Origin of the sequence: Caulifigura coniformis, assembly GCF_007745175.1 — a bacterium.
In the GTDB taxonomy this organism is placed as follows: domain Bacteria; phylum Planctomycetota; class Planctomycetia; order Planctomycetales; family Planctomycetaceae; genus Caulifigura; species Caulifigura coniformis.
Map to the genome: position 1 here is coordinate 1,771,355 of NZ_CP036271.1, position 26,022 is coordinate 1,797,376.

A 26,022-nucleotide genomic window follows, 5' to 3' on the forward strand; every position below is an offset into this window, starting at 1 on the left:
ACGGGTCTCGTTACGCATATGGCGACGCAGAACAAGTCGGACAACAAGAAGAAGAAGATCCGCAAGAATGTGAGCCGGGGCATCGCTCACATCAAGGCGACTTTCAACAACACCGTGATCTCGATCACGGACACCAACGGCGACGTGCTGTGCTGGGGCTCAGCCGGCACTTCGGGCTTCAAGGGCTCCCGCAAGAGCACGCCCTACGCCGCCCAGCGGGCTTCGGAAATCTGTGCCGACAAGGCACGCAAGTTCGGGATCAAGGAACTCGAGGTCCGCGTGAAGGGGCCCGGTTCGGGCCGCGAAAGCGCCATCTCGGGTCTGCAGATCTCGGGCGTTTCGATCAAGAGCATCGAAGACGTCACTCCTCTTCCGCACAACGGCTGCCGTCCGCCGAAGAAGCGTCGCGTCTGAGAATTCATCAGGAACCAAGGAAGGGCGAAGCGCCCGGAAACCTGCGTCCCCTCCACGTCAGTTCCGGGTCGAATCGTCAGCCAGCATTGGGTGACGAGGCAGCAAGTCCAGTTCTTTCAGTCAAACCACAGGCAGGGCGGAATTCAGTGGCCAGGCGACCAGCGGGGGGCTGGCGTCGTGACAACTGAGCCGCCGAGACACTGTGGAAGTCAGCTTACCGAGGAGTCATTGAATGCGTATCCGTTGGCGGAATCTCGAGCTGCCCAGCCGTGTCGCCCAGGTCAAAGAAGGCGCCACGGCCGTTTACGGCCTGTTCGTCGCCGAACCGTTTGAGCGCGGTTTCGGTCACACCATTGCCAACAGCCTGCGTCGGATTCTGCTGTCGAGCCTCGAAGGCTCGGCTGTGACACGTGCCAAGATCATGGGAATTCAGCACGAATTCTCGACGATCCCGGGCGTGGTCGAAGACGTGACGGACATCTGCCTCAACCTGAAGTCGCTGGTCGTCAAGAACCACAGCACGACCACGAAGACCCTGCGGATCGACAAGCGGACGCGCGGCGTGGTGACCGGCGCCGATGTCATTGCCGACGACCAGGTGGAAGTGATCAACAAGGACCTGATCATCGCGACGCTGACGGACGACGTGCCGTTCAACGTCGAGCTGACGGTCGAGAACGGCCGCGGGTACATCCCGGCGGCCGAGCACTACGAAAAGATGCCGGAACTGGGCGTCATCCCGCTGGATGCCGCGTTTTCTCCGGTGACCCGCGTCCGTTACAAGGTGGAAGACACCCGCGTCGGACAGCGGACGAACTACGACAAGCTTTCGCTGGAGATCTGGACCAACGGAACCGTCACGCCCGAAATGGCGCTGGTGGAAGCCGCCAAGATCCTTCGCAAGCACCTCAACCCGTTCATCAACTACCGCGAGACCGGTCCCGAGCTTCCGCCCGAAGCCGGCCTCAAGGGAATGCTCGATGCGACCGGCTACGCACCGATCGACCTCGAGCTCGAAGAGCGGCTGGGCATGAGCCTGGCCGAGCTGAACCTTTCCGTCCGGGCGACGAACTGCCTGGAATCGGAAGGGATCAACACGGTCCGGGATCTCGTCGGCCGCAACGACGACGAGCTGCTGCAGGTCCGCAACTTCGGTGAAACGACCCTGCAGGAAGTGAAAGAGCGTCTGGCCTCGATCGGCCTGCGTCTCGGAATGAAGGTCCCGTCCTCGATGGCGGGATCGCGGTAATCATGGCCCCGGCGACGTGGTCGCCGGGCTCTGATTTCCCCCAACTACCAACCACCTACTCCCCACTTGTGTAGCCATGCGTCACCGTATTAAAGGCCGTCGACTCGGACGGACCGGCACTCACCGCGCGGCCATGTACAAAAACATGGCGGCCAGCCTGATCCGCACGCTCGGCGAGTTTGAGCCGGGCGACAAGAAGGCTCCGAAGGTCCAGGGCCGTATCGTGACGACCGTCGCGAAGGCCAAGGAACTTCGTCCCTTCGTCGAAAAGCTGATCACGCTTGCGAAGAAGTCGCTGCCCTACGAGGAGCAGGCGGCCCAGTTCGCGACGAAGGCGGAACGCAACAGCGCCGAGTGGAAGAAGTGGCGTGAAGGCGAAGGCTGGCAGAAGTGGACGAAGGCCAAGGCTCCGGCCGTGGCCGCCCGTCGTCGCGCCTTTGCCGCCCTCCGGGACAAGGAAGCGGTTTCGCTGCTGTTCGACACCGTGGCCCCGCGGTTCGCGGATCGCCAGGGTGGATACCTGCGAATCGTCCGCATCGCCGCTCGCCGCCTGGGCGATTCGGGCGAGCAGGCGCTCGTGGAGTTCGTCGGCGTGCACGACCGGGCCAAGCGCTCGAAGGCGGCTCCGCTGGTCGTCGAGCCGAAGCAGGCCTGAGCGACTGACGAGACGGGTTGCCTGCGACTGAGTCGCGTGCAATAACTCGTCCATGGAGATTGACCTGATCAGGACGGCCCGGCGAATCCGCCGGGCCGTCTTTCATTGGGCATCCCTCTGGACACATTCGCGGCGTCCGAACAGAATTCGAAGACGTCAGCGCATTGTCCCGCCCTGCCTGGAGGCCCGGGTGCGGCAATGTCGGCCAGCCAGGGAAGGGTTGACCATGGCGCGGTTCGTTCCGCCCGGTCCACAGACTTTCGATTTCACCGATGCCGTCCGCCAGCTGTGCGTCGACGTCACGGAAAAGCTTCCGGAATTCAGCCACATCGATATGTCGAGGGTGGCCGTCTGCTTTGCGCAGACACGCACCCGCCAGCTCCACGGGCTGCAGGCGAAGCTCACGCCGCTGCGGTTCGAGAACGGGGCCCGGACGACCATCCGCAATGGCCGGCAGTGGACAGTGCAGCGTCTGCTGATCGGGAAGGTGGAGATGTCCTACATCCTCACCTTCTACCTGCCGCGGTTTCTCGATCAGTCGTTCAAGGAAAAGTTCATCACCGTCCTGCACGAGCTGTATCACATCAGCCCGAAGTTCGACGGCGACATCCGGCGGATGGAAGGGCGGTACCACGTCCACTCGCACAGCCAGAAAGAGTACGACCGCGAAATGGAGATGTTCGCGAAGCGGTACCTTTCCCTCGGCCCGGAAACGGAACTGTTCGAGTTCCTGCGGCACGATTTCAAGACGCTGCAGCAGCGGCACGGCGGGATCATTGGGCTGCAGACGCCGATTCCGAAGCTTGTCCCCGTGCCGGATTCGCGCACGGCGTGAGGCGGTGGAGGAACCACGGATCAACAGGATTGAACGGATCGAAGCCGTGGCGCCAATGTCCATGCGGGGACAGGCTCGCGACTTTCTTTTTCCGCTCGATCCCCCTGATCCGTCGTTCATTCCTGCGGAATGAGAAGGAGTGCTACTTGCCGAGTCCCAGCTTGCGGCCGACTCGGAAGGCGTTGAAGAGCAGGTTGTCGCGGAGCTGGCTGGCGCCCACGGCCCGCGGTTTCAGCTTCCATGACCGCAACTTCGCGTTCATGGTGTAGAGTGCCCGGCGGCGATCGAGGTCCGGCGTCCGGAAGGTGATGCTGAAGGAGATCGACACCTCGCTGCCGTTCTTCACCCAGTGCGGATAGGTGACGGGGAAGTGCAGGCCTGATCCCGGCTGCAGGTCGTATGTCCACGACTTCTCTTCGAACCAGGGCTGGTGCGTCATGTTGCGCCCGCGGTCGCAGTAGAAGTGCTCGAGCTGTTCGTGCGACAGCAGGTCGCGGTCGCGACCGTCGTACAGATGCACTTCCTTCGACCCGCGGATCTGGAGGAGGAAATTGTGTTCGGGGTCGATGTGCAAAGGCGTCACCGAGCCGGGGGAGGTGATGAACACGAACGCCTGTCCCTGGCACATGCCGGGATAGAGCCCTTCCGAGTGCTCGGCCACCTGGGCGAGACATTCATCCAGGAGGACCCTGTAGGCCGGATCGCGTTCGACGTATTTGAGGACGAGCCAGGATTTGCACTCGGCGATGCGGCGGATCGTCTCGTCGGGGGAAAGTCCGTTCCGCGGCGTTTCTGCGTGGGAGATGCTCTTCGGAATCTGGCCGGCGTTGTATTCGATGCACTCCTCTGGAAGAGTCTTCGCGAGGTCGAGCAGTCGTTCCAGCTTGAAGAGCGGGTGGTCGCAGAGCGAATGCCCGACCAGAAACGGCGTCTGGTTGAAGCCGGCCTGGAAGGCGGCGGGGTCGATCGTCAGGTGCCGTTCACGGGCGGGGAGCTGCGACGCGGCAGGCGGTGTCTGGAGTGCGATCATGGGAGGATTCGAGTTGGGGGATGGGCGGGACTTCGGGGTTCCCGCCGTGCCGCGTGCACGCTGCGGCGGCGTTTCCGGGGACAAACTCTCAATTGCTTTTTGAATCGGGCTTGCCTGCGGACGGCTTTCCGGACGGAGGCTGGGTTCCACGGCCGACGAGCCGTCGCATCACCCGGCCGAGCGGACGCAGGCCGATCGCAAGGTCTCCCTTGCGGGTTCCGGTGGAAAGCAGGACGTGCTGCAAGAGGACGCGATCGCGCCAGATGCGATTGATCATCGGGTGGTCGGGCGCGGCGCAGGAATCCATCCAGGCGGCATCGGTTCCCTCATGGAACGCGCGGATATTCTCGAGTTCCAGGAGCACTCCGGGAGAGAACTTTGCGAACGCCTCGTCATAGGCGATTTTGAACGCGAAGGACCCGGGATTGGCGAGGAAGTTGAGCTTGAGGGCGATTGGCCGATCGTTCTGCCAGATGCCGATCGCCTGCAGGCGTCCGGCGGAGGCGGCGGCGAGCAGCGCGCTGCGGACGAATTCGCAATCGACGGCCTCGGCCGCGAGCGCGGTGCGAGCTTCGCCCTTCCAGCCGCGTGACTCGAGTTCGACGAACCATTCCACCCACTGGGCCGCGTCGTCCTGCGGCTCGAGCCGGCGATATTCGATGCCGCCCTGTTCAGAGAGTCGCCGAGCCTGCCGCTCGTACTGGTGGCGTTGCTTGGTGGTGAGCGCCGCGGCCAGGCATTCTTCCTCCGACGTGCATCGACGGAGGAGGGCGCGGGTGTGAATGGAGGAAATCAGAGTGGCCGGCTTCCGGCGATAGGCGACCTCGACAAGTGCCTTTCCGACCGCGCCTTCGCCGCGAACGAGCGGGAGGTCAATGACGTCACAGCCGGAGCGTTCATCGGCCCAGGCGAGAAACGCTTCCCAGGTTTCGACGGAGTGTCCCAGCCGGACGAGCGGGGTCTGCAGGAACGTGTACTGGTTCCAGAACAGCTTGAGCGAGCGGGCGCCCGGCCAGCGCGGCTGAATGAGTTCGATGGGAAAGAGGCCCACCATTCCGGGGGCGACATCTTTTCGGGTGCTGCCGCGATAGACGCAGGCAATCGCCACCTGGCGTCCCGCGCCGAACGCTGCGATGGCCGGAGCGAGGAACCAGCGTTCGTAGAACACATTGGGATCGCAGGCGTTGGCCGCGAGGTCGTCCCAGGCTTCGGCGTGTCTGCCCTGTGCGGCCGCGAGATCCACAACTTCCACCCACAGGTCGCCATCGAGGCGGTGGAGCGGCGTGGTGCCCGCGGGCACGAGCCCTGGGCGCGGTTCCACCGGCGGGGCCGCGGTGATCAATGTTTCCAAGGAAAGAGTCATTGCGCCCGATTTGTCCGTGCACACTTGCGTTGCGGCCGACAATCCGCAGCGTCTTCCGAACCCTAGCCCGATGAGACGGGCACGCAGGGGAGAACCCGGAGAGGGGCCGCCGGGCTGTTGTCGAAAGACCTCACCAACGCGTGTGACCCGAACAACCGTCGCAACCGGACCGGTCACACGAGCGAAGTGTGAAGAGAGCTTCAGCTTCACCGGTTCTGCAGGTGGCTTTCGATCCACAATCCGCCTGGCGCTTTGAAGCGGCGGGCGGATCGTGATCGCTTCGCTGACCGGCTGGTGTTTCTCTTACTGGGCCGCGGAGGAGGAGGCGCTGGTCTTCCGTGCGGCGTCGGCTGCTTCATGGAGCAGTTCGTTCAGCGCCGTCGCCAGGTGGGTGGCGGTCGGGCTCAGGCGGGCGTTGAAGACCACCGCCCAGGAGAGGCCATCCGCCCGCTGGACCATCGATGTCGCGGTGCCGGGAAGCGAGCCGCCGTGCTGCATCACGAGAGTTCCACCCTTCGTTGTGCGGACCTGCCAGCCGAGGCCGTAGTAGAGCGTTTTGTCGGGGCCGTCGAACTCGACGTTCTCGGGCTTCCTGTACATCTCGCGGATCGTTTCGGCCTTGAGCAGCGGGCAATGGTCGGGATCGGCAAATGCGGCCGCGAACGTCGCGAGGTCGTGAGCGGAGGCGATCCATCCGCCGTGCGAATCGAGAGCTTCCAGCGACCATGCGCCATAAGCGCTGGGGACATCGTTTCCGAGGTTCGCCTGATAGACCGACGGGCTGACGCCCGGATCGTAATAACGGACTTCGCCGGGAACGCGGTCTTTCAGGAACGACTTCCCGATGCGCATCCGCGTGATTCCCAACGGCGCGAGGACATGCTTCTGCGTGTAGGGCTCGTAGGCCTCGCCGGTCACGTTCTCGAGAATCCGTCCGAGGATGCAGTAGCCGAGATTCGAGTAGGCGTACTTCGTGCCCGGATCAAGATCGAGCGGTTTGCCGAGCATGACCTCGATAATCTCGGACGGCCCGGCCGGGCATTCCTTGCCAAGCAGCTTCGCGAAGTCGGTCTGCTTGAACATGGCGTCGAATGACTTGCCCCGATCCCACCCGCCGGTGTGCTGCAGGCAATGTCGGATCGTGATTTTCGCGACGCGCTCGTCAGCCTTGGAATCCCCTTCGAGGAACGCCTTCTGCTTGAGCAGCGGCACGACCGGCTGATCGAGCTGAAGCTTCCCCTGTTCAACCAGCTTCAGGATGGCGACCGCTGTGATCGGCTTGGAGATACTGGCGATCCGGAACAGGCTGTCGGGCTGCACCTGCTCGCGGGCGACCACTTCGGAGAAGCCGTACCCGCGGTTGGCGACGACCTTGCCGCGATCGATGATGGTCATCGCGCCGCCGGGGGCATTGTGGTCGCGCATGAACTTCTGAAAGATCCGGTCGTAGACCTGAGCGACGGGCTCGACCTTGCCGGTGGAATAGTTCGAGGGAGCTTTCGTGCGGTCGTAACCCGGTCCGCGCAGGACGCGTCCCGGTTTCTTCCCGGTGACCTTTCCGTCCTCGAACACCGTCACGCCGTTCACGAGGACGAACTTCATTCCTTCGGCGACCTGGTTCGGCTCGGCGAACGTCGCGCGATCCACGAAGCGGTCGTAGTCGAAGATGATGACGTCGGCTGCGAGCCCCTGGGAGATGCGTCCGCGGTCATAGGCCAGCACTTCGTTGGCGGCGACGGCGCTCGCCTGGGCGACAGCCCGCTCCAGACTGATCACGCCCCATTCGCGAACGTACCGCGAGATCAGCCTGGCGAAGGCGCCGTACGAGCGCGGATGCCCGGCCAGGCCGCGCTTGTCGTCCGGGCCGACGTCGGTGCAGAAGGAGACGAATTCCTCGCGCATCGCGCGCGACACGTTCGCTTCCGCCATCGACTGCGGCAGGACGAAGCTGTCGGATTTGCAGAGCTGGAAGAAGACGTCCCAGGGATCTTTCTTCATCGAATCGGCGATGGCCTGGATGCTCTGGCCCGATGAATCGCGGAACTCCTTGTCGGACGTTCGGCCGACGATGGCCTTGTTCCAGTTCATGCCGGTGTGGCGGTACCAGTTTTCCCAGCCGCCCACTGTCTCCATTTCCTTCCGGACTTCCTTCCGGAACTCCGGATCATCGATGCGGGCCAGCAGCTTCGCGCGTCCTTCCGCGGAATGGCGGGGATGGATGAAGGCCGTGATATTGAGGCCGTTGTTGATGTAGGGATAGATGTCGGCCGCGACCTGCTGGCCGATGGCCCGTGCGGCTTTGATCTTCGCGATGGCTTCCGCCATCTTGCCCCAGTTCTGTTCGCCGGCCGCCTTCAGGTGGAAGATGTGCACGGGTGTTTTCGCCATGCGGCCGATCTCGATGGCTTCGTCGATCGCATCCAGCAGGCGGTCCCCCTCGTTGCGCATGTGGGTGTAGTAGCGCCCGCCATACTTCCCGGCGACTTCACACAGCGAGGCAATCTCCTCCATCGAGGCGTAGGTCGCGGGCGGATAGATGAGGGCCGTGGACACGCCGATCGCTCCCGCCTGCATTGCCTCGTCGACGAGGTCCTGCATCTTCTTCAGTTCCTCGGTGGACGGGCGCCGATCGACGTCGCCCAAAACGAGGCGGCGGACCTGGGTGTGGCCAACGGTCTGGACGACGTTGACGGGGAGCCCCTTGATGTCGAGGAGTTGAAAGTGCTCGGCCATCGTCGACCAGCCCTGCGAGACGGCTTCTTCTCCGGCGAGCGGCGCGGCCGAGGATCCCTCGCCCGCATTGATCGTCGTGACCCCCTGGGCCAGCAGGTTGAGGGCGGAATCGGTACTGCGAAGCATCGGGGTGGCGGACTGGCCCATCATGTCGATGAAGCCGGGGGCGACGACCAGCCCTTTGGCGTCGATCGTTTTCTCGGCCTTGGCGTCGGCGGGAATGTGTCCGAGCCTGGCAATCCGCCCGCGGCGGATCGCGACATCGCCGTAGTACCATGGGGCGCCCGAGCCGTCGACAATTCGTCCGCCGCGGATCAGCACGTCGTACTGCTCCTGAGCGAACGCGGCCGGAGAAACCAGGACGAGAACAACAGCGATCGCACAACGCAGCATGGCCGGAAGGCTCCGAGAGAATATTCAGCCGTTCGAGTCGCGGCTTCACGATACGAAAACCGCGGCCCAATGCACGCGAGCGATGCGCAGAGCACTTACGATTTTGCGTAGCGTTCGGCAGGCGCATACGACATCCTGTTTTCGTCAGGCGGTCGTGCCGATTGCCAACCGACATGATTGCAGCGCTCCATGGACTCCGCGTGAACGAGGCCTTTTGCGGCAGGGGTGACAGGTGGCAGTGATGCTGAACGGCGCCAGTAAGCGGGTGGCAGTCCTCGTCGAGACAGATGACAGCTGGGGGCGGGAAGTCGTCGAATCGATCGCCCGCTACGCCCATGAGAACCACTGGACATTGCTGATCTGTCCGCGCGACGCACAGCATCGCCTGCGGCTTCCGACGCGCTGGAAGGGGGACGGGGCCATCGTTTCCCTGCGCGACTCGGCGCTTCAGCGGCATGTGAAGGCGGCCGGCGTCCCGGCGGTCGATGTCTCGATCCAGATGCCCGAAGACCGCTGGCTGGGCCGCGTGGCGACTGACGACGACGCCCGGGCCGCGATGGCATTCGAGCATTTCCAAAGCCGGCATTTCGAGCATTTCGCCTGTTATTCGCCGCCGCTTGGCCGCTACTCGCACGACCGGGCGCTGGCGTTCCAGCGCGTGGCCCAGAAGGCCGGCTACTCGTGCGAGATCTTCACGTCTCCCAGGAACAGGCAGGTCGGCTGGGACGGCAACCAGGCGCTGGTCGCCGCGTGGCTGAAATCCCTGCCGCGGCCGCTCGCGGTATTTGCGGCCGATCCTTATCCGGCCCGCCAGCTGATCGAGATCTGCCAGCTCGAGGGAGTCCGGATTCCGGATGACATCGCAGTACTGTCGGGTGATACCGACGACCTGCTGTGCAACATCGCGTCGCCGCGTATCTCGAGCGTGGAGCTCGCCTGCCACAAGATTGGCCGTTCCGCCTGCGAGATGCTGAGAACGATCATGGAGGGCGGCCCGGTTCCCCAGCAGCCGGTGCTGATTCCGCCGTTGCGGGTGATTGCGCGGCACTCGACGGAGATCCTGGCGGTTGAAGACCGCGACCTCGCCCAGATTGTGCAGTACATTCGGGACCGGGCCGCGGAAGGGATTCGCGTTTCGGATATCCTGAGGGCGTTTCCGATCTCGCGGCGATCGCTCGAACAGCGGTTCCGGAATATCCTGGGCCGGAGTCCTGCGGAAGAGATCCGCCGGACGCGGCTGCAGCATGCCCGGAAGCTGCTGGTGGAGACCGACCTGTCGGTCGCCGAGATCGCGACGGCGAGCGGTGTCTGCAGCGGGGCGCAACTGGCGAGTGCGTTCCGGAGGTACCTCGGCATCCGTCCCAGCGCTCTCCGCGAAGGACGTTAACCCGACCTGGATCGAAGCATGGCGAAGTGGTTTTCCCGTGAATGGTGGGGCCGGTTTTTCAACTGGCTGCTTCCTCCGAACAAACGTCCCTCGGCGACCGGCACAGAGAACGCCGAGGACGAGACGCGGCTGATCTCGTTTGTCGCGCTGCTCGCGGAACCGGTGCAGCTCGAATCGCATACGATCGCCCGCCTGGCCTCAGAAGCGTGGAATGCCGATCTGAGTGCCGAGGAGGAAACTGGCGCCGACGGATTCGTGGTGGGATCGCCGACGACGATCTTCATCCGGTATCGCGACCGGATGTTCTTCGTGAACATGTTCGACCGCCCGTATGTCGACGATGTCGAAGAGGTGTCGTCGAAGATCACCGACATGCGGCTGAGTTCCCTGTTCGGGCGTCACACGGCGTGGATCTCCTGCGACGCCACGGACATCACGGCCGACAGCCCGGACAAGGAGGTTCGCGAAGCGTACCGGATGTGCGGCTGGCTGATGTCGAAGCTCGTCGACGACAACACGCTGGCGCTGCTCATCCCGGACCAGGAGCGGATCTATCCCAGTGGCGAGAAGCTGGAAGAACTGCTCAAGAGCAAGGATCCGTTCGCGGCGGTGACGGAAGAGGGCTATGCGCCGGTCGTCGCCGTCGACGGTGAGGACCCGCGCATGCAGGCGGCCGTCGACGAAGCGAGAAGGCGCTGGCCCGAGTTTGTCGAGGCGTTCGAAACACGAGGCCCGGCACACTTCTCGGTGAAAAGCCCGATCACAGCGGGAGGGAACACGGAGTTCATCTGGATCGAAGTCACCGCGATCGAGAACGACACGATCCTGGGAACGCTCGCCAACGACCCGATGGACCTCGGCCAGCTCAAGCTTGGCTCGCGCGTGCGGACATCCGCCAGCGAGTTGAACGACTGGATCTACTTCGACGAGAAGGAAATTATGCACGGCGGGTTCACGATCAAGGTGGTGGAAGACATCTCCCGGGAACGGGCTGACCAGAAACCGGAGTCGGGTGGAAACGCATCCTCCTCGGGCGGGTGACGTCTCCGGCCGGCACGGATCGAGAATCGAAGCGAAGGAGCACAGCACATGCGGACCGCAGCACAGGGAAGTCATCGCGTCCGCGCGTGGAGCCTGCGCCCCGTCATCATGCTGGCGCTCGTCGTCGTCGCGTCTCCCTGCAGAGGCGAACTGGTCCCTCCGGCGCTGCCCGATCTCTCGGCCGCCACTCGGGCTGCGCAGCAGGCGATCGACAGCCCGATCGACCTACAGCTCAAGGGGCCCGATCTCGATGCCGCGCTCCGGCAGTTGTCTCGTGAAAGCAGCGTCTCGATCCGGATCGACCTGGGGACGCTGATGGCCCGGAAGGTCATTCTGTCCGATCCCGCACCCGCCCGTTTGAAAGCGGAAACACTCCGCGCCGCTCTGCAGGAACTTCTGGCACCGCCGACCGCCATGGCCGGGCGTCCCGCTCCGGTGTCGAGCCATGAAGGCGCCATCCAGATTGATGGTTTCCGCTGGGGCCCCAGCCCACGTGGTGGATCATTCGAGCAGGGGCGCTGGCTGGTGAACGGCCAGGTACTGGATGAGGCCGGGAAACCGGTTCCCCGTGCCGCCGTCCGCCTCTATTGCTGGGCCTGGGTCATGTTCACGTCGACCGATGAGGCCGGACGGTTCACCGCAACCCTGCCGGCAAACGGCAAGCTCGAGGTTGAAGCGTGGGACGAAGACGGCGGGCGACGCGGCTGGATCCACGTCGGTCACGGTTTGGGGATCGGAGTTCATCAGAAGGCCCCGAAGATCACGCTCAAGCCGGTGAGGCGCGCGACCGTCCATGTCACGGGGGCCGACCAGCAGCCGGTCCCTGGTGCGCGCGTTGTCCTGATCGGCGGCGGATTCCCATACGATGGCTCGATGACGTCCGCTGCAGGGGAATCGTTGCTGGAGATCCCCGCCGATCTCGAAGTCGAAGCCGTGATCGCCTGGAAACACGGAGCAGGTCTCGACTACGTCGGTTCCCGCGAATTCGGCTCGACGCGCGGCAACGCGCAACCCGTCCTCGCGACCGATCAACCGGTCAGGCTCCAGCTGTCGAAGCAGGCCCCGGTTCAATTCAGGATTCTCGATCAGTTCGATCGCCCGGCCGAACTCAGTCCGCTCAATCCCTGGGTGCTGAATAAGGAGGGGCAGGGCGGCAGCTTCAACCTCACCCATCTGCATGCCCGGGAAATGCAGTTCACCGATCAAGAGGGGTTCGTCACCTTCGATTGGCTGCCCGCATGGCAGAAGGACAAGGTGAATTTCTCTGGCTGGGGACGCCAGTATTCGTTTGCCGATGCCGAACTCACGGTTCAGGAGGCGTCATCCAAGCTCCAGACGATTCGCGTGGAACGCAAAACGATCGTTCGCGGCCGTGTCTTCGATATCGAGGGCCAGCCGGCCCGCGATGTTTTCGTGATCTCCCGCGGCGGCGGGTTCAACAAGAAGTCCGACTACTGCAACGGCGTTGCCGACCACGAAGGACGCTTCGAACTCGCCGTACCCGTCGGGCAGGCTTACCTGTTCGTGGCCCTGTCGCGCAACGGCAAGCAGGTCAGCGCGGCGGAAGAGCGGGTCATCGAGAGCTTTGAGGTCCCGGCCAATGACATCGACCTCTACCTGCGTCCGGCGATCCGCGTCTTCGGCAAGTTTCCCCCTCGCGCGGAGTGGCTCGAAAAGGAGAAGCCCGTCCTCCGGCTCGTCGGTGACGACCTGAACGCCAGGCGCGACGTGAACCTGCCGGGCGACGGTTCGATCACGCCCGTTCGCGCGGTCGACGAGATTCAACTCGACCTCAAACCCGATGGGGCCTTCTCCGTCCTCGTCGGCCCCGGCCGTTACGAACTGGCGCCGACGAAAGACGCCCCCGGGATTCCCTTCGAGCTCATCGAGCAGACGGAATATGAAGTCCCGGTTCCGCCATTGTGAATGCGGCAGGAGCCCTCGCGATCACTCCTTCAGCCAGTTGTCCCCGACGCTCACATCCACCGCGATCGGAACCCGGAACGCGATCGCGCTTTCCATCTCCCCCTTCGCCAGTGCAATCAGCGAGTCGACCTGCGCCTCCGGGCACTCGAACAGCAGTTCGTCGTGGATCTGCAGCAGCAGCCGAGCCGGGTGGTTCTCGCGCTTCAGGCGGCCATGGACGTGGATCATCGCCTTCTTGATCAGGTCGGCTGCGGAGCCCTGGATCACGGCGTTGACGGCGGTCCGTTCCGGCAGGTTCATGTTGCCCCACCGCTTCGGGCGAATGCCGCTCACCTCGCGCCGTCGTCCCAGAATGGTGGTCGAGTAGCCCTTCTCGAGCGCTTCATCGAGCGTCGCCTCGATGAACGCCTTCACGCGGGAGTACTTCTGGAAGTAGCCGTCGATGAACGTCTGGGCGTCTTCCTTGGGGATCCCCAGCACGGCCGACAGGCCAAATGAGGTCTGGCCGTAGATCACGCCGAAGTTGACGGCCTTTGCGATGCGGCGCTGGTCGGAAGTGACGTCCTCGAGAGGGACTTCAAACACCTGAGCGGCCACCAGCCGGTGAATGTCGTCGCCGCGCCGGAACGCTTCGATCAGCACCGGGTCTTCGCAGTAGTGCGCCAGGATCCGCAGCTCGATCTGCGAGTAGTCGGCCGACACCAGCTTCCAGCCGGGCTCCGACGGTACGAATGCTTTCCGCACGCGGCGGCCTTCCTCGGTGCGGATCGGAATGTTCTGCAGGTTTGGATCGCTCGACGAAAGCCGGCCCGTCGCGGCGGTCACCTGGCTGAACGATGTGTGCACGCGCCCCGTGAACGGGTTGACCATCGCCGGGAGCGCATCGAGGTACGTCCCCTTGAGCTTCGACAGCATCCGGTGCTCGATGATCCGCGCGGGGAGCTCGTGCTTCGACGCCAGTTCCGTCAGCACTTCCTCATCGGTGCTCGGGCCGGTTTTCGTCCGCTTGATGACGGGGAGTTTCAAATCGGTGAACAGCACTTCGGCCAGCTGCTTCGGCGACGCAATGTTGAACTCCCGGCCGGCAATCTGGTGGATCTGGCCCATCAGTTCTTCGAGGCGCTTCGCGGCGGAATCGCTCTGGCGCTTCAGCTCCTCGACGTCGACGCGAATTCCCTGGAACTCCATGTCGGCAAGCACGGCAATGAGGGGCCGTTCCAGCGTCCAGTAGAGGTCCCACAGGCCTTCCTTGTGCAGCTTCTCTTCAATGACGCCCGCAATCTGGAGGGCGACATCGGCATCTTCCGTCGCGTATTCGGCGGCGCGGTCGACCTCGACTTCGAACATCTTGAGCTGCTTCTTGCCCGAACCGATGAGGTCTGAAATCGGGATGACTTCGCGCTGCAGGTATTTCTTCGACAGCTCATCGAGACCATGGCTCCGGGCGCCGGCATCCAGAAGGTAATCGCCGATCATCGGGTCGAGGCCGATCCGTTCGCAGTCGACGTTGACGCCCGCCCGGCGAAGCACGAGGAGGTCGTACTTGATGTTCTGATTGAGCAGCTTTGCGGGATGCGTCGATCCGCCAAGGACTTCACTCAGCCGTTTCAGGACTTCCGCGGCGTCGAGGAGTTGATCCCCCGGCGGGCCGGCGACGGGGATGTAGTACCCGACGTCCTTTTCCCAGCTGAAGGCCCAGCCAACGATGTCGGCCTGCATGGGGTCGGTGCTGGTGGTTTCGAGGTCGAAGCAGATGGCGGGCTGGATCGACATGGCCGCGTAGAACTGCTCAAACTGCTGCCAGTCGCGGATCGTGAACCACTGCCGGACGTGTTCTTCCGGCTTGAGGATCTTGCGGCCTTCCTTCATCCGCATCTGGGCTTCCGAGGCGTATCGGCGGAATCCGTAGTCGGTGAACAGCTCGTAGAGGCGTTCCCAGTCGGGCTCTTTGACGCGCGCCGCTTCCCAATCGATTTCGAGCGGCAGATCGCAGTTGAGCCTGGCCAGTTCGCGCGACATGCGGGCGCGGTCGGCGTAGTCAGTGAGGTTCTGGATCACCGCCTTGCTGCGGACCTTGGCCGCGGCGGGGTTGGCCAGGATGGCGTCAAGAGTGCCGAACTGCTGGATGAGCTGCGTGGCCGTCTTCGGGCCAACCTGGGGGACGCCGGGAATGTTGTCGACGCTGTCGCCGACGAGCGCCTGGAAATCGATGACCTGGTCGGGGCGAACGCCCCAGTCGGCAAGCAGTTCCGTTTCATCGTAAAACTGCTTCTTGCGGATGCTGTAGATCTTCACCTTCGGCCCGATGAGCTGTCGGGCGTCCTTGTCGGCGGTGACGATCCGGACATCCATTCCGCGTTCCGCGGCCCGGCAGGCGACGGTGGCCAGGACGTCATCCGCTTCCCAGCCTTCGCTGAGCAGCACGGGGATGCGGTATCCGGCGACCACGTCGAAAATCATCGGGATCTGCGGCCGGAGGTCCTCCGGCATCTCCGAGCGATGCTCCTTGTACGAAGGGAACATCTCGGTGCGGGTCTGGGGCCCCTGGGACTCCATCGCCAGGATCAGGTGCGTCGGCCGCTTCTCGGAAAGGAGGTGTTCGAGGTCGCCGGTGAATCCGAAGACGGCGTTCGTCGGTTGCCCGCGGGAGCCGGTCATCGGCTGCCGAATGGCGTGATACACCTGGAAGACGAGGGAAAACGTGTCGACGATATAGAGTGTTTCAGACACCGGCAGCTCGCGAGAAGAAGGGATCGCGATTCTAGTTGCTGCCCGGCCTTTAAGCTGCCCACCCCGGAAGGCAGCTCCGCCCGCCCTTCGTCCAGAACGCGTTTCCGGATGTGGTTCACATCGGGGGCCAAACTCGCTACGTTTCCCGATTCGATTTCTCACGCTGACGTCTGTCTTTTCGCCTCACTGCCATGCGCCGATTTCTTGTTGCCGGAAACTGGAAGATGAACACCGTGGCCTCCGTCGCCACGGCCCTGGCCAAGGAACTGGCGACCGGAAGCGCCGAGGCGGCGAAAAAAGTGGACATCCTCGTCTGTCCGCCGTTTCCGTACCTGATTCCGGTGCGTGACGCCCTGGCCGGCTCCGCCATTCGGCTCGGAGCCCAGAACGCGTCCCATGAAGCGCCTGGCGCGTTCACGGGTGAGACCGCGGTGGACATGCTGGCGGACTGCGGATGCACGTCGGTGCTGCTGGGCCACAGCGAGCGGCGGCACATCATGGGCGAGACCGACGGTCTGATTAACAAGAAGCTCAAAGCCGTCTGTGCCAAGGACTTGCAGGCGGTGCTCTGCGTCGGCGAGTTGCTCAGCGACCGCGAAGCCAACCAGACGGAGAAGGTGCTGGACGAGCAGATGAACGGGGGCCTGGACGGGGTTTCCGAGGCCGACCTGGCAAACATCGTGATCGCGTATGAGCCGGTGTGGGCGATCGGGACCGGAAAAACCGCATCTCCGGAACAGGCCCAGGCCGCGCATGCCCATCTTCGCAAGTGGCTGGCCTCCCGTTACAATCCCGCAGCTGCACAGGCGATGCGCATTCTGTACGGCGGCAGCGTGAAGGCGGACAACGCCCTGACGCTGATGCAGCAGACCGATATCGACGGGGCTCTGGTTGGCGGCGCGAGCCTGACCGGCAAGGCGTTCCTGCCGATCATCGAAGCCGCAGCAGCTGCGTCCAAGTAATTCGAATCCAGTCCTTGAAAGCCCGGTCGTTGTGTCGGCCGGGACTGCTCCGCAAACAACGGGGCTCGACCTTCGTGGAGTGATCCCAAGTGGTTGCCGTACTCTCGACACTCTTCCAGTTCCTGCTGCTGTTCCTCAGCTTCATCATGATCGTGCTGGTCCTGCTTCAGCGGGGACGCGGCGGCGGTCTGGCCGGAGCCTTCGGCGGCATGGGCGGACAAAGCGCGTTCGGCACGAAGGCCGGCGACGTGTTCACGAAGATCACGGTCGTGGTGGCCGTGCTGTGGGTGCTGAGCGCGGGGCTGATGGGCCTCACCGCCCGGGCGGCCCAGAACGCCAAGAGTCGCGCATACCTGGATTCCGCTTCTGATGCTGCGGCCAGCGGCGCCGAAAGCGAACAGACGGGGGATGTGAAGAACGACGCCGCTCCGGTGAATCCGTCGTCGCCGGCGGCCGGGACGCCCCCGGTCGCTCCGGAAGGGGGCAGCGCCACGGGTTCTGCTCCGGCGACTCCCCCGGCAGCCGCTCCAGCGGCCACCCCCGCAGTGCCCGCGGCTGAAACGAAGACGGCTCCTCCGGCCGAAACCCCGGCCGCACCGCCTGCTGATGCACCGAAGACGACGACTGAAGCTCCGAAGTCGGAAGCGGCTCCGGCCGCGTCGCCGGAAGCCCCCAAGTCATAACGATCCGTGGAAACCGGCCCGGGCGTCCGCCCGGGCTCCTGAAGAGTGAGGAACGCGTCCGGTGCTGCTCAGCATGACAGGGTTTGGCGAGGCGCGTCGCCACGACCAGAAGCTCCAGGTTTCCGTCGAAGTCAAAAGCGTCAACAACCGGCACCTCAAGGTCACCGTTCGCTGCCCGGACGCGGCGCTGGGGATCGAGAACGAGATCGAACGCGTCGTCCGCGGAGCGATCGGCCGAGGAACGGTGAACGTCAATCTGCGGATTACCCGCGTCGACGGCGTCACGTCCTCACAGCTCGACGTCGAGCGGCTCCGAAGCTACTGGCGGGAGATCTCCGCCATCGCGGCCGAGTTCAAGGCCGAGCCGCCCAAAGACCTGACCCAGTTCATCGACCTGCCGGGCGTCATCAACGATTCGTCCGATGCACTGGTGAGCAGCGACCAGTGGCCGCTCGTGGAAGCGGCGGTCCGCGAAGCCCTCGCCAAGCTGGATGAGTTCCGCCAGCGGGAAGGCATCGCCATGCGGGATGAAATGGCCGGCCTGTGCAAGGAAGTCCAGGGGCGGGTCCATGTCGTCGCCGAGCGGGCTCCCGAGGTCGTCACCGAATACCGGGCCAAGATCAAGCAGCGGGTCTCGGACCTGCTCCGCGAGTCGGAAGTCGTCATTGGCGACGCCGACCTGATCCGCGAAGTGTCGATCTTCGCAGACCGCTGCGACATCACCGAGGAACTTGCCCGCCTCCGCAGCCATATCGACCAGTTCCTGAAGCTGCTGGACGCCACGCCCTCCAGTGGCCGGCAGCTCGAGTTTCTCTGCCAGGAATTCATCCGCGAACTGAACACGATCGGGTCCAAGGCCAACGACATCACGATTGCCCACGCGATCGTCGAAGGGAAAGCGGCCGTGGAGAAGATCCGCGAAATCGTGCAGAATGTGGAGTAGTTCGCATCGATCGGAGTCTTCCCTGGAATGCACTGGCAGAGCCAGTGCCACCCTCAGGGGGAGTTCCCTTTCGAAACACACTGGCAGAGCCAGTGCCTCGCTTTTCTGAAACCGCCTCGCCGTCCTTGATCTCCGCCGCCGTGTCGACCGCTTCCTCCGCCAGTCCTTCACTTCCGGCCGTGCATCGCATCGTCGTGCTTTCCGGCCCCAGCGGGAGCGGCAAGACAACGATCGTCAAACGGCTTCTGGCCGAAAGCCCGATTCCGCTGCGGATGTCGGTGTCGGCGACGACCCGCCCGATGCGGGTGGGCGAAGAGAACGGCCGGGATTATTACTTCCTCAGCCCTGAGGAATTCGAGTCGCGGCGGGTGGCGGGGGAATTCCTGGAATACGCCGAAGTTCACAAGAGCGGCTACTGGTACGGGACTCTGGTCTCGGAGATGGGCCGGGCGCATTCCGAGGGGAAATGGTCGCTGCTGGAAGTGGACGTCCAGGGGGCCATGAGCGTCATGGAGCGTTTTCCCGACGCGATTTCGATTTTTCTGATGACGCCGGATGTGCAGGAATACGAGCGCCGGCTGCGGTCCCGGGGGACGGAATCGGAAGCGATCCTCCAGCGTCGATTGCAGACGGCCATCGAGGAGCTTAAACTGGCGGATTCGTATCGCTACCGGGTTGTGAACGACAACCTCGACCACGCCGTGTCGGAAATCTGCCGCGTCCTGGCGGCTGAGGCAAAGCATGTTTGACGATCTCAAAGAAGAAAGCATCGTGAACAAGGTGGGGGGACGGTTCAAGCTGTCCACGCTCATCCAGAAGCGCCTGGTGCAGCTCAATCGGGGCGCGCCGGCTCTCGTCGATGCTCCGGGCAAGCCGGGCATGCAGACGGTGATCCAGGAGATCCTGCAGGACAAAATCTACCTCGACTCGTCGCAGAACGTGGTCATGGCAGTCGATGACGCACCGGATGTCGCCGACGACGGCGGTCCGAACCTCGACGACCTGTAAGCCGACCTGATCAGATTCACGCCTCTCAGTTGAGAGGCGTTTTTTGTTGGCGGACGAGAAAGTTCACCACAGAGACACAGAGGGAGGGAGAAGAGGGAGATCGCAAGGCCCATGCGTGTTGCTGGACAGCGAACATTCATATGAGAGTTGCGACTCCCTAGCGCGTACAATTTGCCGCGAAGAACTCCCTCTTCTCTGTGTCTCTGTGGTGAATCCTTTTTCCGAGACAAGCCTGCCAGATGTCGACCTCCCTCAAGGATCGTGAAATTCTCCTCGCCGTCTGCGGTGGGATCGCTGCTTACAAGTCGGCCGATCTGGCCAGCAAGCTCGTCCAGGCCGGCGCGAAGGTCACGGTCGTGATGACGCAGGCGGCCGGACAGTTCATCGGGAAGACGACGTTCGAAGCGCTGACCGGCCGGCCGGTCTATGTGCACATGTTCGAGCCGCTGGAGCATCCGATCGGCGAACACATCGGCCTGGCGCGCCGGGCCCAGCTGTACGTCATCGCTCCGGGCACGGCCGACATGCTGGCGAAGGTCGCACATGGCCACGCGGACGACCTGGCCTCGACGCTGGCGCTCACCTGCGTCTGTCCTATCCTGATTGCCCCCGCGATGAACAACGAAATGTGGGCCAAGCCGGCCACACAGCGGAACATCGCTCAGCTGCAGGCGGACAACGTCCTGCTGGCCGGCCCCGGCTCGGGGTGGCTGAGCTGCGGCGCCGTCGGCCCGGGACGGATGGCCGAGCCGGTCGACATCCTGGCGGCGATCGAAAACGTGTTCGCCAAGGTGGCGTAGAGCGCTGCGACATCCACAGGCATGGCCTCCTCCGCCAGTCTTCTCCCTTCGAGTGCTGATCGATGAAACCGCTCGAGCTTCCCCCGCAACTGGCAGGCTTCACGCTCCGCGAGGAACCGGTTCCGGCCGACCGCGATGCGGTCCGCCAGATCATCGCCGACTCGGGCTTCTTCACGGATGATGAAGTGGGCGTCGCCGTGGAACTCGTCGACGAGCGGCTCGCCAAAGGGTCGGCCTCGGGATACGACTTCATGTTGGTCGAATCGGGCGGGAAGGTGATTGGCTACGCCAGCTATGGCGAGATCCCCTGCACCGTGGGGAGCTACGACCTGTACTGGGTCGCGGTCGACACGTCGCAGCAGCGGCGGGGCATCGGAAGGGTGCTGGTCGATCTCGTGGAAACGCGGCTGCGCGAATGCGGCGGCCGCAAGGTGTACATCGAAACGTCGACCAAGCCGCTGTACGACCCGACCCGCGGGTTTTATGCGCGGTGCGGGTATCAGGAAGTGGCTCGTTTTCCTGACTTTTACAACGTCGGCGATGGGAAGGTCGTTTACGAGAAGACGCTCTGAACGCGGCGCTTCGGCGAGGAAGGGGGGCCTCAACGTCAGATGCACTGGCCGAGCCAGCGCCACCCAATGCGCGCTGAACAACCAGCTCAGTTGGCGGAATTGCGGGCCATTGACTGGCGTGCGGCGCTGGCGAGCGCGGCGGCGACGAGGCCGTCCACGTCCAGACCAAGCTCGGCCAGTTGCTCGCTCCGTTCACCGTGGTCAATGTACCGATCGGGAATCGCCAGCCTGCGGATCAGCCGGGTGTCGAGCCCCGCGTCGTTCGCCGCTTCGAGAACGGCCGAGCCAAAGCCGCCGTTGACGGTGCTTTCCTCGACGGTGATCACGAACCCTGATTCGATCGCCTTGAACAGCGTTTCGGTATCGAGGGGACGGCAGAAGCGGGCGTTGATGACGCCCACATCCAGGCCTTCCGCCTTCAGCCGTTCGGCGGCCTTCACGCAGTCGGGGAACTGGGCGCCGTAGACGACGAAGTTTCCGTCCTCGCCCCAGCGATAGACCTCGGCCTTTCCGAGTTCGATGTTCTGGTGTTCGCGGGAGACCGTTTCCGCATTGGTCTTGGGATAGCGGATCGAGGAGGGGCCATCGAGAGCCAGCGCGAAGTCGACCATCGGCTGGACATCGGCGTTGTCGCCCGGCGCCATACAGACGATGTTCGGGAACGTCCGCATGTAGGTGTTGTCGAACGCACCGTGATGCGTCGGTCCATCCGCGCCGACGACACCGGCGCGATCGAGAGTGAAGACAACGGGAAGATTCTGCAGCGAGACTTCCTGGAAGATGTGATCGAAGCTGCGCTGCAGGAAGGTGCTGTAGATGTCGACGATCGGCCGCATTCCGGCCTTGGCCATGCCTCCGGCGAACGCCACCGCATGCGCTTCGCAGATGCCCGTGTCGAAGAAGCGGTCGGGGAAATCGCTGCGGATCTTCTGCAGCTTGTTTCCTTCGCACATCGCGGCCGTTAGCACGCAGACGCGGAGATCCCGCTTCATCGCGGCGTGGATCGCTTCGCTGACCGAATCGGTATAGGCCGGCGATGAACCTTTCTTGAGGAAGTCGACGCCTTCTTCGTCGTCTGTCCGGCAGAAGGGACTCGGGGAATGGAAGCGGACCGGATCCGCCTCGGCCGGCTTGAAGCCCCGTCCTTTCTCGGTGAAGACGTGGAGCAGCACGGGGCCCTTCACGTCCTTCACCATCTGCAGGTATTCACGGAGCGCCGGGAGGTCATGCCCATCGACGGGGCCGACGTACCGGAAGCCGAGTTCCTCAAACAGCATTCCGCCGTGGAGGAAGCCCTTCACGGCGTCCTTCACCTGCCCGAGCAGCTTTTCGGTCGGCTCGCCGACGAGCGGAAGCTTGTTCAGCAGCCAGGAGACGTCGCGTTTCAGGCCGTTGTAGAAGGAGGCGGTGCGGGCGCGATCGAGCGTGCGGGCGAGGCCGCCGACGCGCGGGCAGATTCCCATCTTGTTGTCGTTGAGAATGACCAGCAGGTCCTTCTCGAGCTCGACGGCGTTGTTCATCGCCTCGAACACGACGCCCGACGGCAGGGCCCCGTCGCCGATGACGGCGACCGACCGGCGATTCTCCTGCGGGTTGACGAGATCATCGGCCGCCTTGAGACCGAGCACCGTGGAAACGCTGGCGCCGGCGTGACCGGTGACGAACAGGTCGTAATCGCTCTCGGCCGGGTTGGGGTAGCCCATGAGGCCCCCCTTGCGGCGGATCGATTTGAACTCGGGAAATCGCCCGGTGATGAGCTTGTGGGGATAGATCTGGTGACCGGTGTCCCAGATCAGGCGGTCTTTCGAGAAATCGAAGACGGTGTGCAGGGCGATGCACAGTTCGACGACGCCGAGGTTCGACGCGAAGTGGGCCGGGCGATCCGAGACGATCTCGCACAGCGCTTCCCGGATTTCCGCGGCGACCTGCAGCAGCTGGTCGTCAGAGAGAGATTTGAGTTCTGCAGGGGACGCGATCAGCGGCAGGAGCTGGTAATTCATGGAGCGGTCAGCCGAGGGTCCGATGAAAGGCGGCAGCACTCGGAAATTCGTCCGCTGTCGCGTTTGCGCCGCGGCGAAATCCACCGGGTCATCTCCGCGCGACGTCCGAACATCATGTCTGGCCGATGGTTCCGAACCATCACCGACGCCGCGACTTTCACCGGCAATCATCGTACGGAGCCTCCGGCAGACCGTAAATGCGGCGGTGTGAAAAACCGCCCCGCCGCCGCGAATTTCCCGGCCTCCCTCGGAAGAACCGCGAACGGCCGACGGGCTTCACATGTCCGGCATCCCGGCGGCTAAGCTGAAGGGGCTGAACTCTTTCCGTACCAGGAGCCCCGCATGGCCGCGCCGCTCACGAATTCCAACGCCGACGTCGCCATCAGGTCGCAAAGCGTCGAGTGCGTGGAAATCTACATTCCGAAAAAGCTCGAGCACCTGTCCGAGGTGTTCACCTACCTCCGGAGAAAGATCACGCTGCGTTCGGAAGAGGCCGCGGACGGAGTGACCATCAACGGATTCTCGCTGTACGAGGTGGACGGGGCGTTTCTTGGACGGACGGTTTACCAGGAGCGGACCCTCGTCGTGCGGATCCTGTTCGAGCGCGAGGCCGACGAAGATCCCGAAGTCCTGCAGCGGAAGATCCAGGAACTGGGGCGGGATATCGCGACGGCCGTCGCCCTGGATGAAGAAGAACTGTGGGTCTGCCATTACCCGCAGTCGGTAGTCGTGTTCCGGCCGCTCGGCCGTCAGGCCGACCCGTCGATCTGATTGCCCGCGGCCAGGTTGCCTGTCCCGGCGAAGATCGGCGGAACGGGAAGATTCTTTCAACAACTCTGATCCGGAAGGCGTATTTCGATCGTTGTGCTGGCGGAATGCCGCCGGCAATCGTGCTGGTGAGCCCTGGAAAGCATTGCCCTCTGATTCGGGCGATACGAGTCGGGTAGAATCGGGAGTCGTCACGATGAAGACCACGCTGTCACGGGCGCAGGTGCGCCGTCGCCCCCCTGAGACGGAACTTCAAGACCTCGACGATGTTTCGCCGTTCGGCCTCCAGGGACTGCGACGCGACGGTCTCAAACTCCTGAAGTCGGAATGCATCAACCGGCTGGCGATGCGCCTTGTCATGTGGGGCGACCGCAAGCAGATTCGGGACGAGGCCTTCGCGGCCGAGATCATTCGCCAGCACCGCGACTGGGTCGACGAATACGAAGTTGTGCACCTGATTGAAAAATCGCTGTGGATCAACGGCCAGAGCGACCTGGTGATGACGCTGACCCGCAATCCCAGCCAGATTCCCGACTCTCCGCCGCCGGAAATCCTCAAGGCGCTGACGCGGGCCCACACACTGCATCCCGATGCGACCGTCTGGTTCGGCGTCCCGTTGTTCGGCGAAGAACAGACGCCGGACGGACTCCCTATCCCGCTCACCGCCCAGCAGGTGCGGGACGAACACGACCGCCGCATCCGGGCGGCCCAGGCCCATGCCCTGAACTACGGCGCCGTGTACCGCTCGGCACTCCGGGCGGTGGGCCTCCCGTTCGTGCTTGGCCATGTCGCAAAGAGACTCTGGGAAGGGGGTAAACAGTCGCTCGCGCGTCTCAAGGCCTACCGCGAGCGCATCCGCCGCGACGCCCGCCGGCGGCAACGTGCGCGGCTGATGCAGGAACTGGAATACACGCGTTACGGCCGCTGCTGGACGGAAGTGCCCGAGCACAGCACCCTGCTGGGGCGCAGCGCCGAACAGGGGCTGAACGCGGCCATGTTCGCGGGTCGGCACCTTGTCGCCCCGGCGGCCGTCAGCAGCGCGGCCACGGCTGGCTTCGCGATGGCCAAGCTGATCCCGATGCTGTTCATGCCGATGACAATTGTCGCGGCCGATCCGTTCCTGTTCGTGGAACTGCCAAGCGAGCCGCGCAAACTGCGCCACATCGGCCACTGGTACTGGCATGGACCGACGATCGGCCGGCAGAAGCTCCACCTGCACGTGTGACCGTCCCCGGACGCCAACAGCCTTGCCTCAGTGCACCCTGGCGAGGCGTTCGAGCGCCTCGGTGAGGATCGTCCGGCCGGTTGCGAAGTTCAGGCGGACGAAGCCCTGGAAGCCGGCGCCGAACATCGCGCCGTCATTCAGGGCGACCTTGCCTTCTTCGAGCAGGTACTGCTGGATGTCGGCCGCGCGGCGGTGTGAGCGATAGTCGAACCACGCCAGGTACGTCGCCTGAGGAGCGACGTGGACCACGCCCGGAAGGCGTTCGTTCACGAACGTCTCCACCAGGTTGCGGTTCTCGCGCAGGTAGTCGATCACGGCCTTGAGCCACTGGCCGTCGTCTTCGAGGGCCGCCTGCCACATCGTGACACTCAGGGCCGTCGCCCAGGCCGAGATGCCGGCGATCCCGCGGCGGATGCGAAGTAGAAGCTGCGGGCTGTGGCTCACCATCGCCCCGATCCCCAGGCCGGCCGTGTTGTAGGCCTTGCAGGGACCGATGAGCGTCACGCAGCGCTGCTTCAGTGCCTCGCTCGCCAACTGGACGAACGGAATGTGCGTCCCATCGAGCGTGAGATCGGCGTGCAGCTCATCGCTGGCGATGAACAGGTTGTGGCGTTCGACAAACTCGGCCAGACGCCGGAGTTCCGCCTCGGTCCACACCCGGCCGGTCGGGTTGTGCGGATGGCAGAACAGCAGCAGCTTCGTTTTCGGAGTGACGGCCGCTTCGAGCGCGTCCCAGTCGATTTCCCATCCGGTCGGCGTGCAGGCGAGCTTCGCCGCGCGAAGGTTCCGGCCGTGGTCGGTGATCGCGGAAAGGAACGGCGGATAGATCGGCGTCATGGTGATGACGTCGTCGCCCGGATCGGTCAGCGAGACCACGGCCGCGTACAGGCCGGGAACGACTCCGGCGATGTAACTGACCCAGCCCTGCTCCGGCAGGCCTGTGATGCCATCAGCTTCGACCTTCCGGCGGAGCTGTTCGGTCAGCCGGGGATCGCCCTGGTAGTGGTGATATCCGATCGACCGCGTGACGCGGTCCTTGAGCGCCCGCTCGATGCCGGGCGCGATCGGGTAGTCCATGTCGGCGATCCACAGCGGCAGAACATCCGCCGGGTAGCGCGTCCACTTGAAGTTGTCAGGGTGGCGAAGCGTTCGCGGGTCGACGTCGAAGTCAAAATCCGTAGGCATTGGTAATCGCAGAAAACCCTGCTGGAGATCCGGGAGCACAGGGCCAGGTCTCAGGAAGCTGTCGCGGCAAGTCACGCGCGCGGCTCGCAAGCGAGCCGGCTCAACAGGACGCCCTGCCGC

Annotated in this window: 22 protein-coding genes; 16 read left to right on the forward strand and 6 right to left on the reverse strand. The window is 63.9% G+C overall.

Annotation, left to right across the window (positions count from 1 at the left end; translation table 11 throughout):
• The first annotated feature begins 18 nt into the window (after positions 1–18).
• From rpsK to Pan44_RS06960, 4 genes are all read left to right on the forward strand, one after another.
• Positions 19–414: a 30S ribosomal protein S11 gene (rpsK, locus tag Pan44_RS06945; RefSeq protein WP_145028593.1), complete on the forward strand. Its 396-nt coding sequence runs from the start codon at positions 19–21 to the stop codon at positions 412–414.
• 232 nt (positions 415–646) lie between these two features.
• Positions 647–1,663, forward strand: a complete 1,017-nt coding sequence (locus Pan44_RS06950) for a DNA-directed RNA polymerase subunit alpha (protein ID WP_145028594.1) — start codon at positions 647–649, stop codon at positions 1,661–1,663.
• 76 nt (positions 1,664–1,739) lie between these two features.
• On the forward strand, positions 1,740–2,318 hold the full coding sequence (locus tag Pan44_RS06955) for a bL17 family ribosomal protein (protein WP_145028595.1): 579 nt from the start codon (positions 1,740–1,742) through the stop codon (positions 2,316–2,318).
• A 226-nt stretch (positions 2,319–2,544) separates the two neighbouring features.
• Entirely contained in the window at positions 2,545–3,153 is a 609-nt protein-coding gene (locus Pan44_RS06960) for a putative metallopeptidase (RefSeq protein WP_145028596.1), read from the forward strand.
• Positions 3,154–3,295: 142 nt separating this feature from the next.
• Here the strand turns inward: Pan44_RS06960 and Pan44_RS06965 are convergent, their stop codons facing one another.
• The 3 genes from Pan44_RS06965 to Pan44_RS06975 form a co-directional block, all read right to left on the reverse strand.
• Entirely contained in the window at positions 3,296–4,183 is an 888-nt protein-coding gene (locus Pan44_RS06965; protein WP_145028597.1) for a cupin-like domain-containing protein, read from the reverse strand.
• An 88-nt stretch (positions 4,184–4,271) separates the two neighbouring features.
• A complete protein-coding gene (locus Pan44_RS06970; RefSeq protein ID WP_145028599.1) occupies positions 4,272–5,546 on the reverse strand; it encodes a GNAT family N-acetyltransferase in 1,275 nt (424 codons plus the stop codon).
• 303 nt (positions 5,547–5,849) lie between these two features.
• Positions 5,850–8,672, reverse strand: a complete 2,823-nt coding sequence (locus Pan44_RS06975; RefSeq protein WP_145028601.1) for a serine hydrolase — start codon at positions 8,670–8,672, stop codon at positions 5,850–5,852.
• Positions 8,673–8,913: 241 nt separating this feature from the next.
• On the opposite strand from Pan44_RS06975, the gene Pan44_RS06980 reads away from it, so the two are divergent.
• From Pan44_RS06980 to Pan44_RS06990, 3 genes are read left to right on the forward strand one after another with little or no spacing between them, the layout of a single operon-like run.
• Entirely contained in the window at positions 8,914–10,059 is a 1,146-nt protein-coding gene (locus tag Pan44_RS06980; RefSeq protein ID WP_145034932.1) for an AraC family transcriptional regulator, read from the forward strand.
• Positions 10,060–10,077: 18 nt separating this feature from the next.
• Positions 10,078–11,100 carry a DUF2314 domain-containing protein gene (locus Pan44_RS06985; protein WP_145028603.1) on the forward strand — a complete coding sequence of 341 codons (1,023 nt, stop codon included), beginning with the start codon at positions 10,078–10,080 and terminating at the stop codon, positions 11,098–11,100.
• Between the two features lie 48 nt (positions 11,101–11,148).
• Positions 11,149–13,026: a carboxypeptidase-like regulatory domain-containing protein gene (locus Pan44_RS06990; protein ID WP_145028606.1), complete on the forward strand. Its 1,878-nt coding sequence runs from the start codon at positions 11,149–11,151 to the stop codon at positions 13,024–13,026.
• Between the two features lie 21 nt (positions 13,027–13,047).
• Here the strand turns inward: Pan44_RS06990 and polA are convergent, their stop codons facing one another.
• A complete protein-coding gene (gene polA / locus Pan44_RS06995) occupies positions 13,048–15,756 on the reverse strand; it encodes a DNA polymerase I (protein ID WP_145028608.1) in 2,709 nt (902 codons plus the stop codon).
• Between the two features lie 191 nt (positions 15,757–15,947).
• Here polA and tpiA point away from each other — a divergent pair, with 191 nt between their 5' ends.
• From tpiA to Pan44_RS07030, 7 genes are all read left to right on the forward strand, one after another.
• Positions 15,948–16,718, forward strand: coding sequence for a triose-phosphate isomerase (gene tpiA, locus Pan44_RS07000; RefSeq protein WP_145028610.1), 771 nt, complete (start codon positions 15,948–15,950; stop codon positions 16,716–16,718).
• A gap of 89 nt (positions 16,719–16,807) precedes the next feature.
• A complete protein-coding gene (secG, locus tag Pan44_RS27265; RefSeq protein ID WP_197453909.1) occupies positions 16,808–17,401 on the forward strand; it encodes a preprotein translocase subunit SecG in 594 nt (197 codons plus the stop codon).
• A gap of 61 nt (positions 17,402–17,462) precedes the next feature.
• Positions 17,463–18,344 (forward strand): YicC/YloC family endoribonuclease, encoded by an 882-nt coding sequence (locus tag Pan44_RS07010; protein WP_145028612.1) that lies wholly within the window; start codon positions 17,463–17,465, stop codon positions 18,342–18,344.
• Positions 18,345–18,484: 140 nt separating this feature from the next.
• The gene (gmk, locus tag Pan44_RS07015) at positions 18,485–19,093 is read left to right on the forward strand and encodes a guanylate kinase (RefSeq protein WP_145028614.1); all 609 of its coding nucleotides are present in this window, start codon (positions 18,485–18,487) and stop codon (positions 19,091–19,093) included.
• On the forward strand, positions 19,086–19,352 hold the full coding sequence (locus tag Pan44_RS07020; protein ID WP_145028616.1) for a DNA-directed RNA polymerase subunit omega: 267 nt from the start codon (positions 19,086–19,088) through the stop codon (positions 19,350–19,352). The genes gmk and Pan44_RS07020 overlap by 8 nt, the downstream gene beginning before the upstream one ends.
• A 239-nt stretch (positions 19,353–19,591) precedes the next feature.
• Positions 19,592–20,152 (forward strand): flavoprotein, encoded by a 561-nt coding sequence (locus Pan44_RS07025; RefSeq protein ID WP_145028618.1) that lies wholly within the window; start codon positions 19,592–19,594, stop codon positions 20,150–20,152.
• Positions 20,153–20,214: 62 nt separating this feature from the next.
• Entirely contained in the window at positions 20,215–20,724 is a 510-nt protein-coding gene (locus Pan44_RS07030; protein ID WP_145028620.1) for a GNAT family N-acetyltransferase, read from the forward strand.
• Positions 20,725–20,810: 86 nt separating this feature from the next.
• On the opposite strand, the gene dxs is transcribed toward Pan44_RS07030, so the two are convergent.
• A complete protein-coding gene (gene dxs, locus Pan44_RS07035; protein ID WP_145028622.1) occupies positions 20,811–22,724 on the reverse strand; it encodes a 1-deoxy-D-xylulose-5-phosphate synthase in 1,914 nt (637 codons plus the stop codon).
• Between the two features lie 342 nt (positions 22,725–23,066).
• On the opposite strand from dxs, the gene Pan44_RS07040 reads away from it, so the two are divergent.
• Both Pan44_RS07040 and Pan44_RS07045 read left to right on the forward strand, forming a co-directional pair.
• Positions 23,067–23,495 carry a hypothetical protein gene (locus Pan44_RS07040; RefSeq protein WP_145028623.1) on the forward strand — a complete coding sequence of 143 codons (429 nt, stop codon included), beginning with the start codon at positions 23,067–23,069 and terminating at the stop codon, positions 23,493–23,495.
• 193 nt (positions 23,496–23,688) lie between these two features.
• Positions 23,689–24,717 carry a hypothetical protein gene (locus Pan44_RS07045; protein ID WP_145028625.1) on the forward strand — a complete coding sequence of 343 codons (1,029 nt, stop codon included), beginning with the start codon at positions 23,689–23,691 and terminating at the stop codon, positions 24,715–24,717.
• A 27-nt stretch (positions 24,718–24,744) separates the two neighbouring features.
• Here the strand turns inward: Pan44_RS07045 and Pan44_RS07050 are convergent, their stop codons facing one another.
• Entirely contained in the window at positions 24,745–25,902 is a 1,158-nt protein-coding gene (locus Pan44_RS07050; RefSeq protein ID WP_145028627.1) for a MalY/PatB family protein, read from the reverse strand.
• Positions 25,903–26,022: the final 120 nt, after the last annotated feature.

Coding starts and splice junctions, on each gene's coding strand:
- dxs (WP_145028622.1), bottom strand. CDS start 22,724: ATGAATTACCAGCTCCTGCCGCTGATCGCGTCCCCTGCAGAACTCAAA.
- Pan44_RS07020 (WP_145028616.1), top strand. CDS start 19,086: ATGTTTGACGATCTCAAAGAAGAAAGCATCGTGAACAAGGTGGGGGGA.
- Pan44_RS06975 (WP_145028601.1), bottom strand. CDS start 8,672: ATGCTGCGTTGTGCGATCGCTGTTGTTCTCGTCCTGGTTTCTCCGGCC.
- Pan44_RS06980 (WP_145034932.1), top strand. CDS start 8,914: ATGCTGAACGGCGCCAGTAAGCGGGTGGCAGTCCTCGTCGAGACAGAT.
- Pan44_RS06960 (WP_145028596.1), top strand. CDS start 2,545: ATGGCGCGGTTCGTTCCGCCCGGTCCACAGACTTTCGATTTCACCGAT.
- Pan44_RS07025 (WP_145028618.1), top strand. CDS start 19,592: ATGTCGACCTCCCTCAAGGATCGTGAAATTCTCCTCGCCGTCTGCGGT.
- Pan44_RS07040 (WP_145028623.1), top strand. CDS start 23,067: ATGGCCGCGCCGCTCACGAATTCCAACGCCGACGTCGCCATCAGGTCG.
- Pan44_RS07030 (WP_145028620.1), top strand. CDS start 20,215: ATGAAACCGCTCGAGCTTCCCCCGCAACTGGCAGGCTTCACGCTCCGC.
- Pan44_RS06970 (WP_145028599.1), bottom strand. CDS start 5,546: ATGACTCTTTCCTTGGAAACATTGATCACCGCGGCCCCGCCGGTGGAA.
- rpsK (WP_145028593.1), top strand. CDS start 19: ATGGCGACGCAGAACAAGTCGGACAACAAGAAGAAGAAGATCCGCAAG.
- Pan44_RS07050 (WP_145028627.1), bottom strand. CDS start 25,902: ATGCCTACGGATTTTGACTTCGACGTCGACCCGCGAACGCTTCGCCAC.
- Pan44_RS06950 (WP_145028594.1), top strand. CDS start 647: ATGCGTATCCGTTGGCGGAATCTCGAGCTGCCCAGCCGTGTCGCCCAG.
- Pan44_RS06985 (WP_145028603.1), top strand. CDS start 10,078: ATGGCGAAGTGGTTTTCCCGTGAATGGTGGGGCCGGTTTTTCAACTGG.
- Pan44_RS07045 (WP_145028625.1), top strand. CDS start 23,689: ATGAAGACCACGCTGTCACGGGCGCAGGTGCGCCGTCGCCCCCCTGAG.
- Pan44_RS06955 (WP_145028595.1), top strand. CDS start 1,740: ATGCGTCACCGTATTAAAGGCCGTCGACTCGGACGGACCGGCACTCAC.
- Pan44_RS06965 (WP_145028597.1), bottom strand. CDS start 4,183: ATGATCGCACTCCAGACACCGCCTGCCGCGTCGCAGCTCCCCGCCCGT.
- tpiA (WP_145028610.1), top strand. CDS start 15,948: ATGCGCCGATTTCTTGTTGCCGGAAACTGGAAGATGAACACCGTGGCC.
- Pan44_RS06990 (WP_145028606.1), top strand. CDS start 11,149: ATGCGGACCGCAGCACAGGGAAGTCATCGCGTCCGCGCGTGGAGCCTG.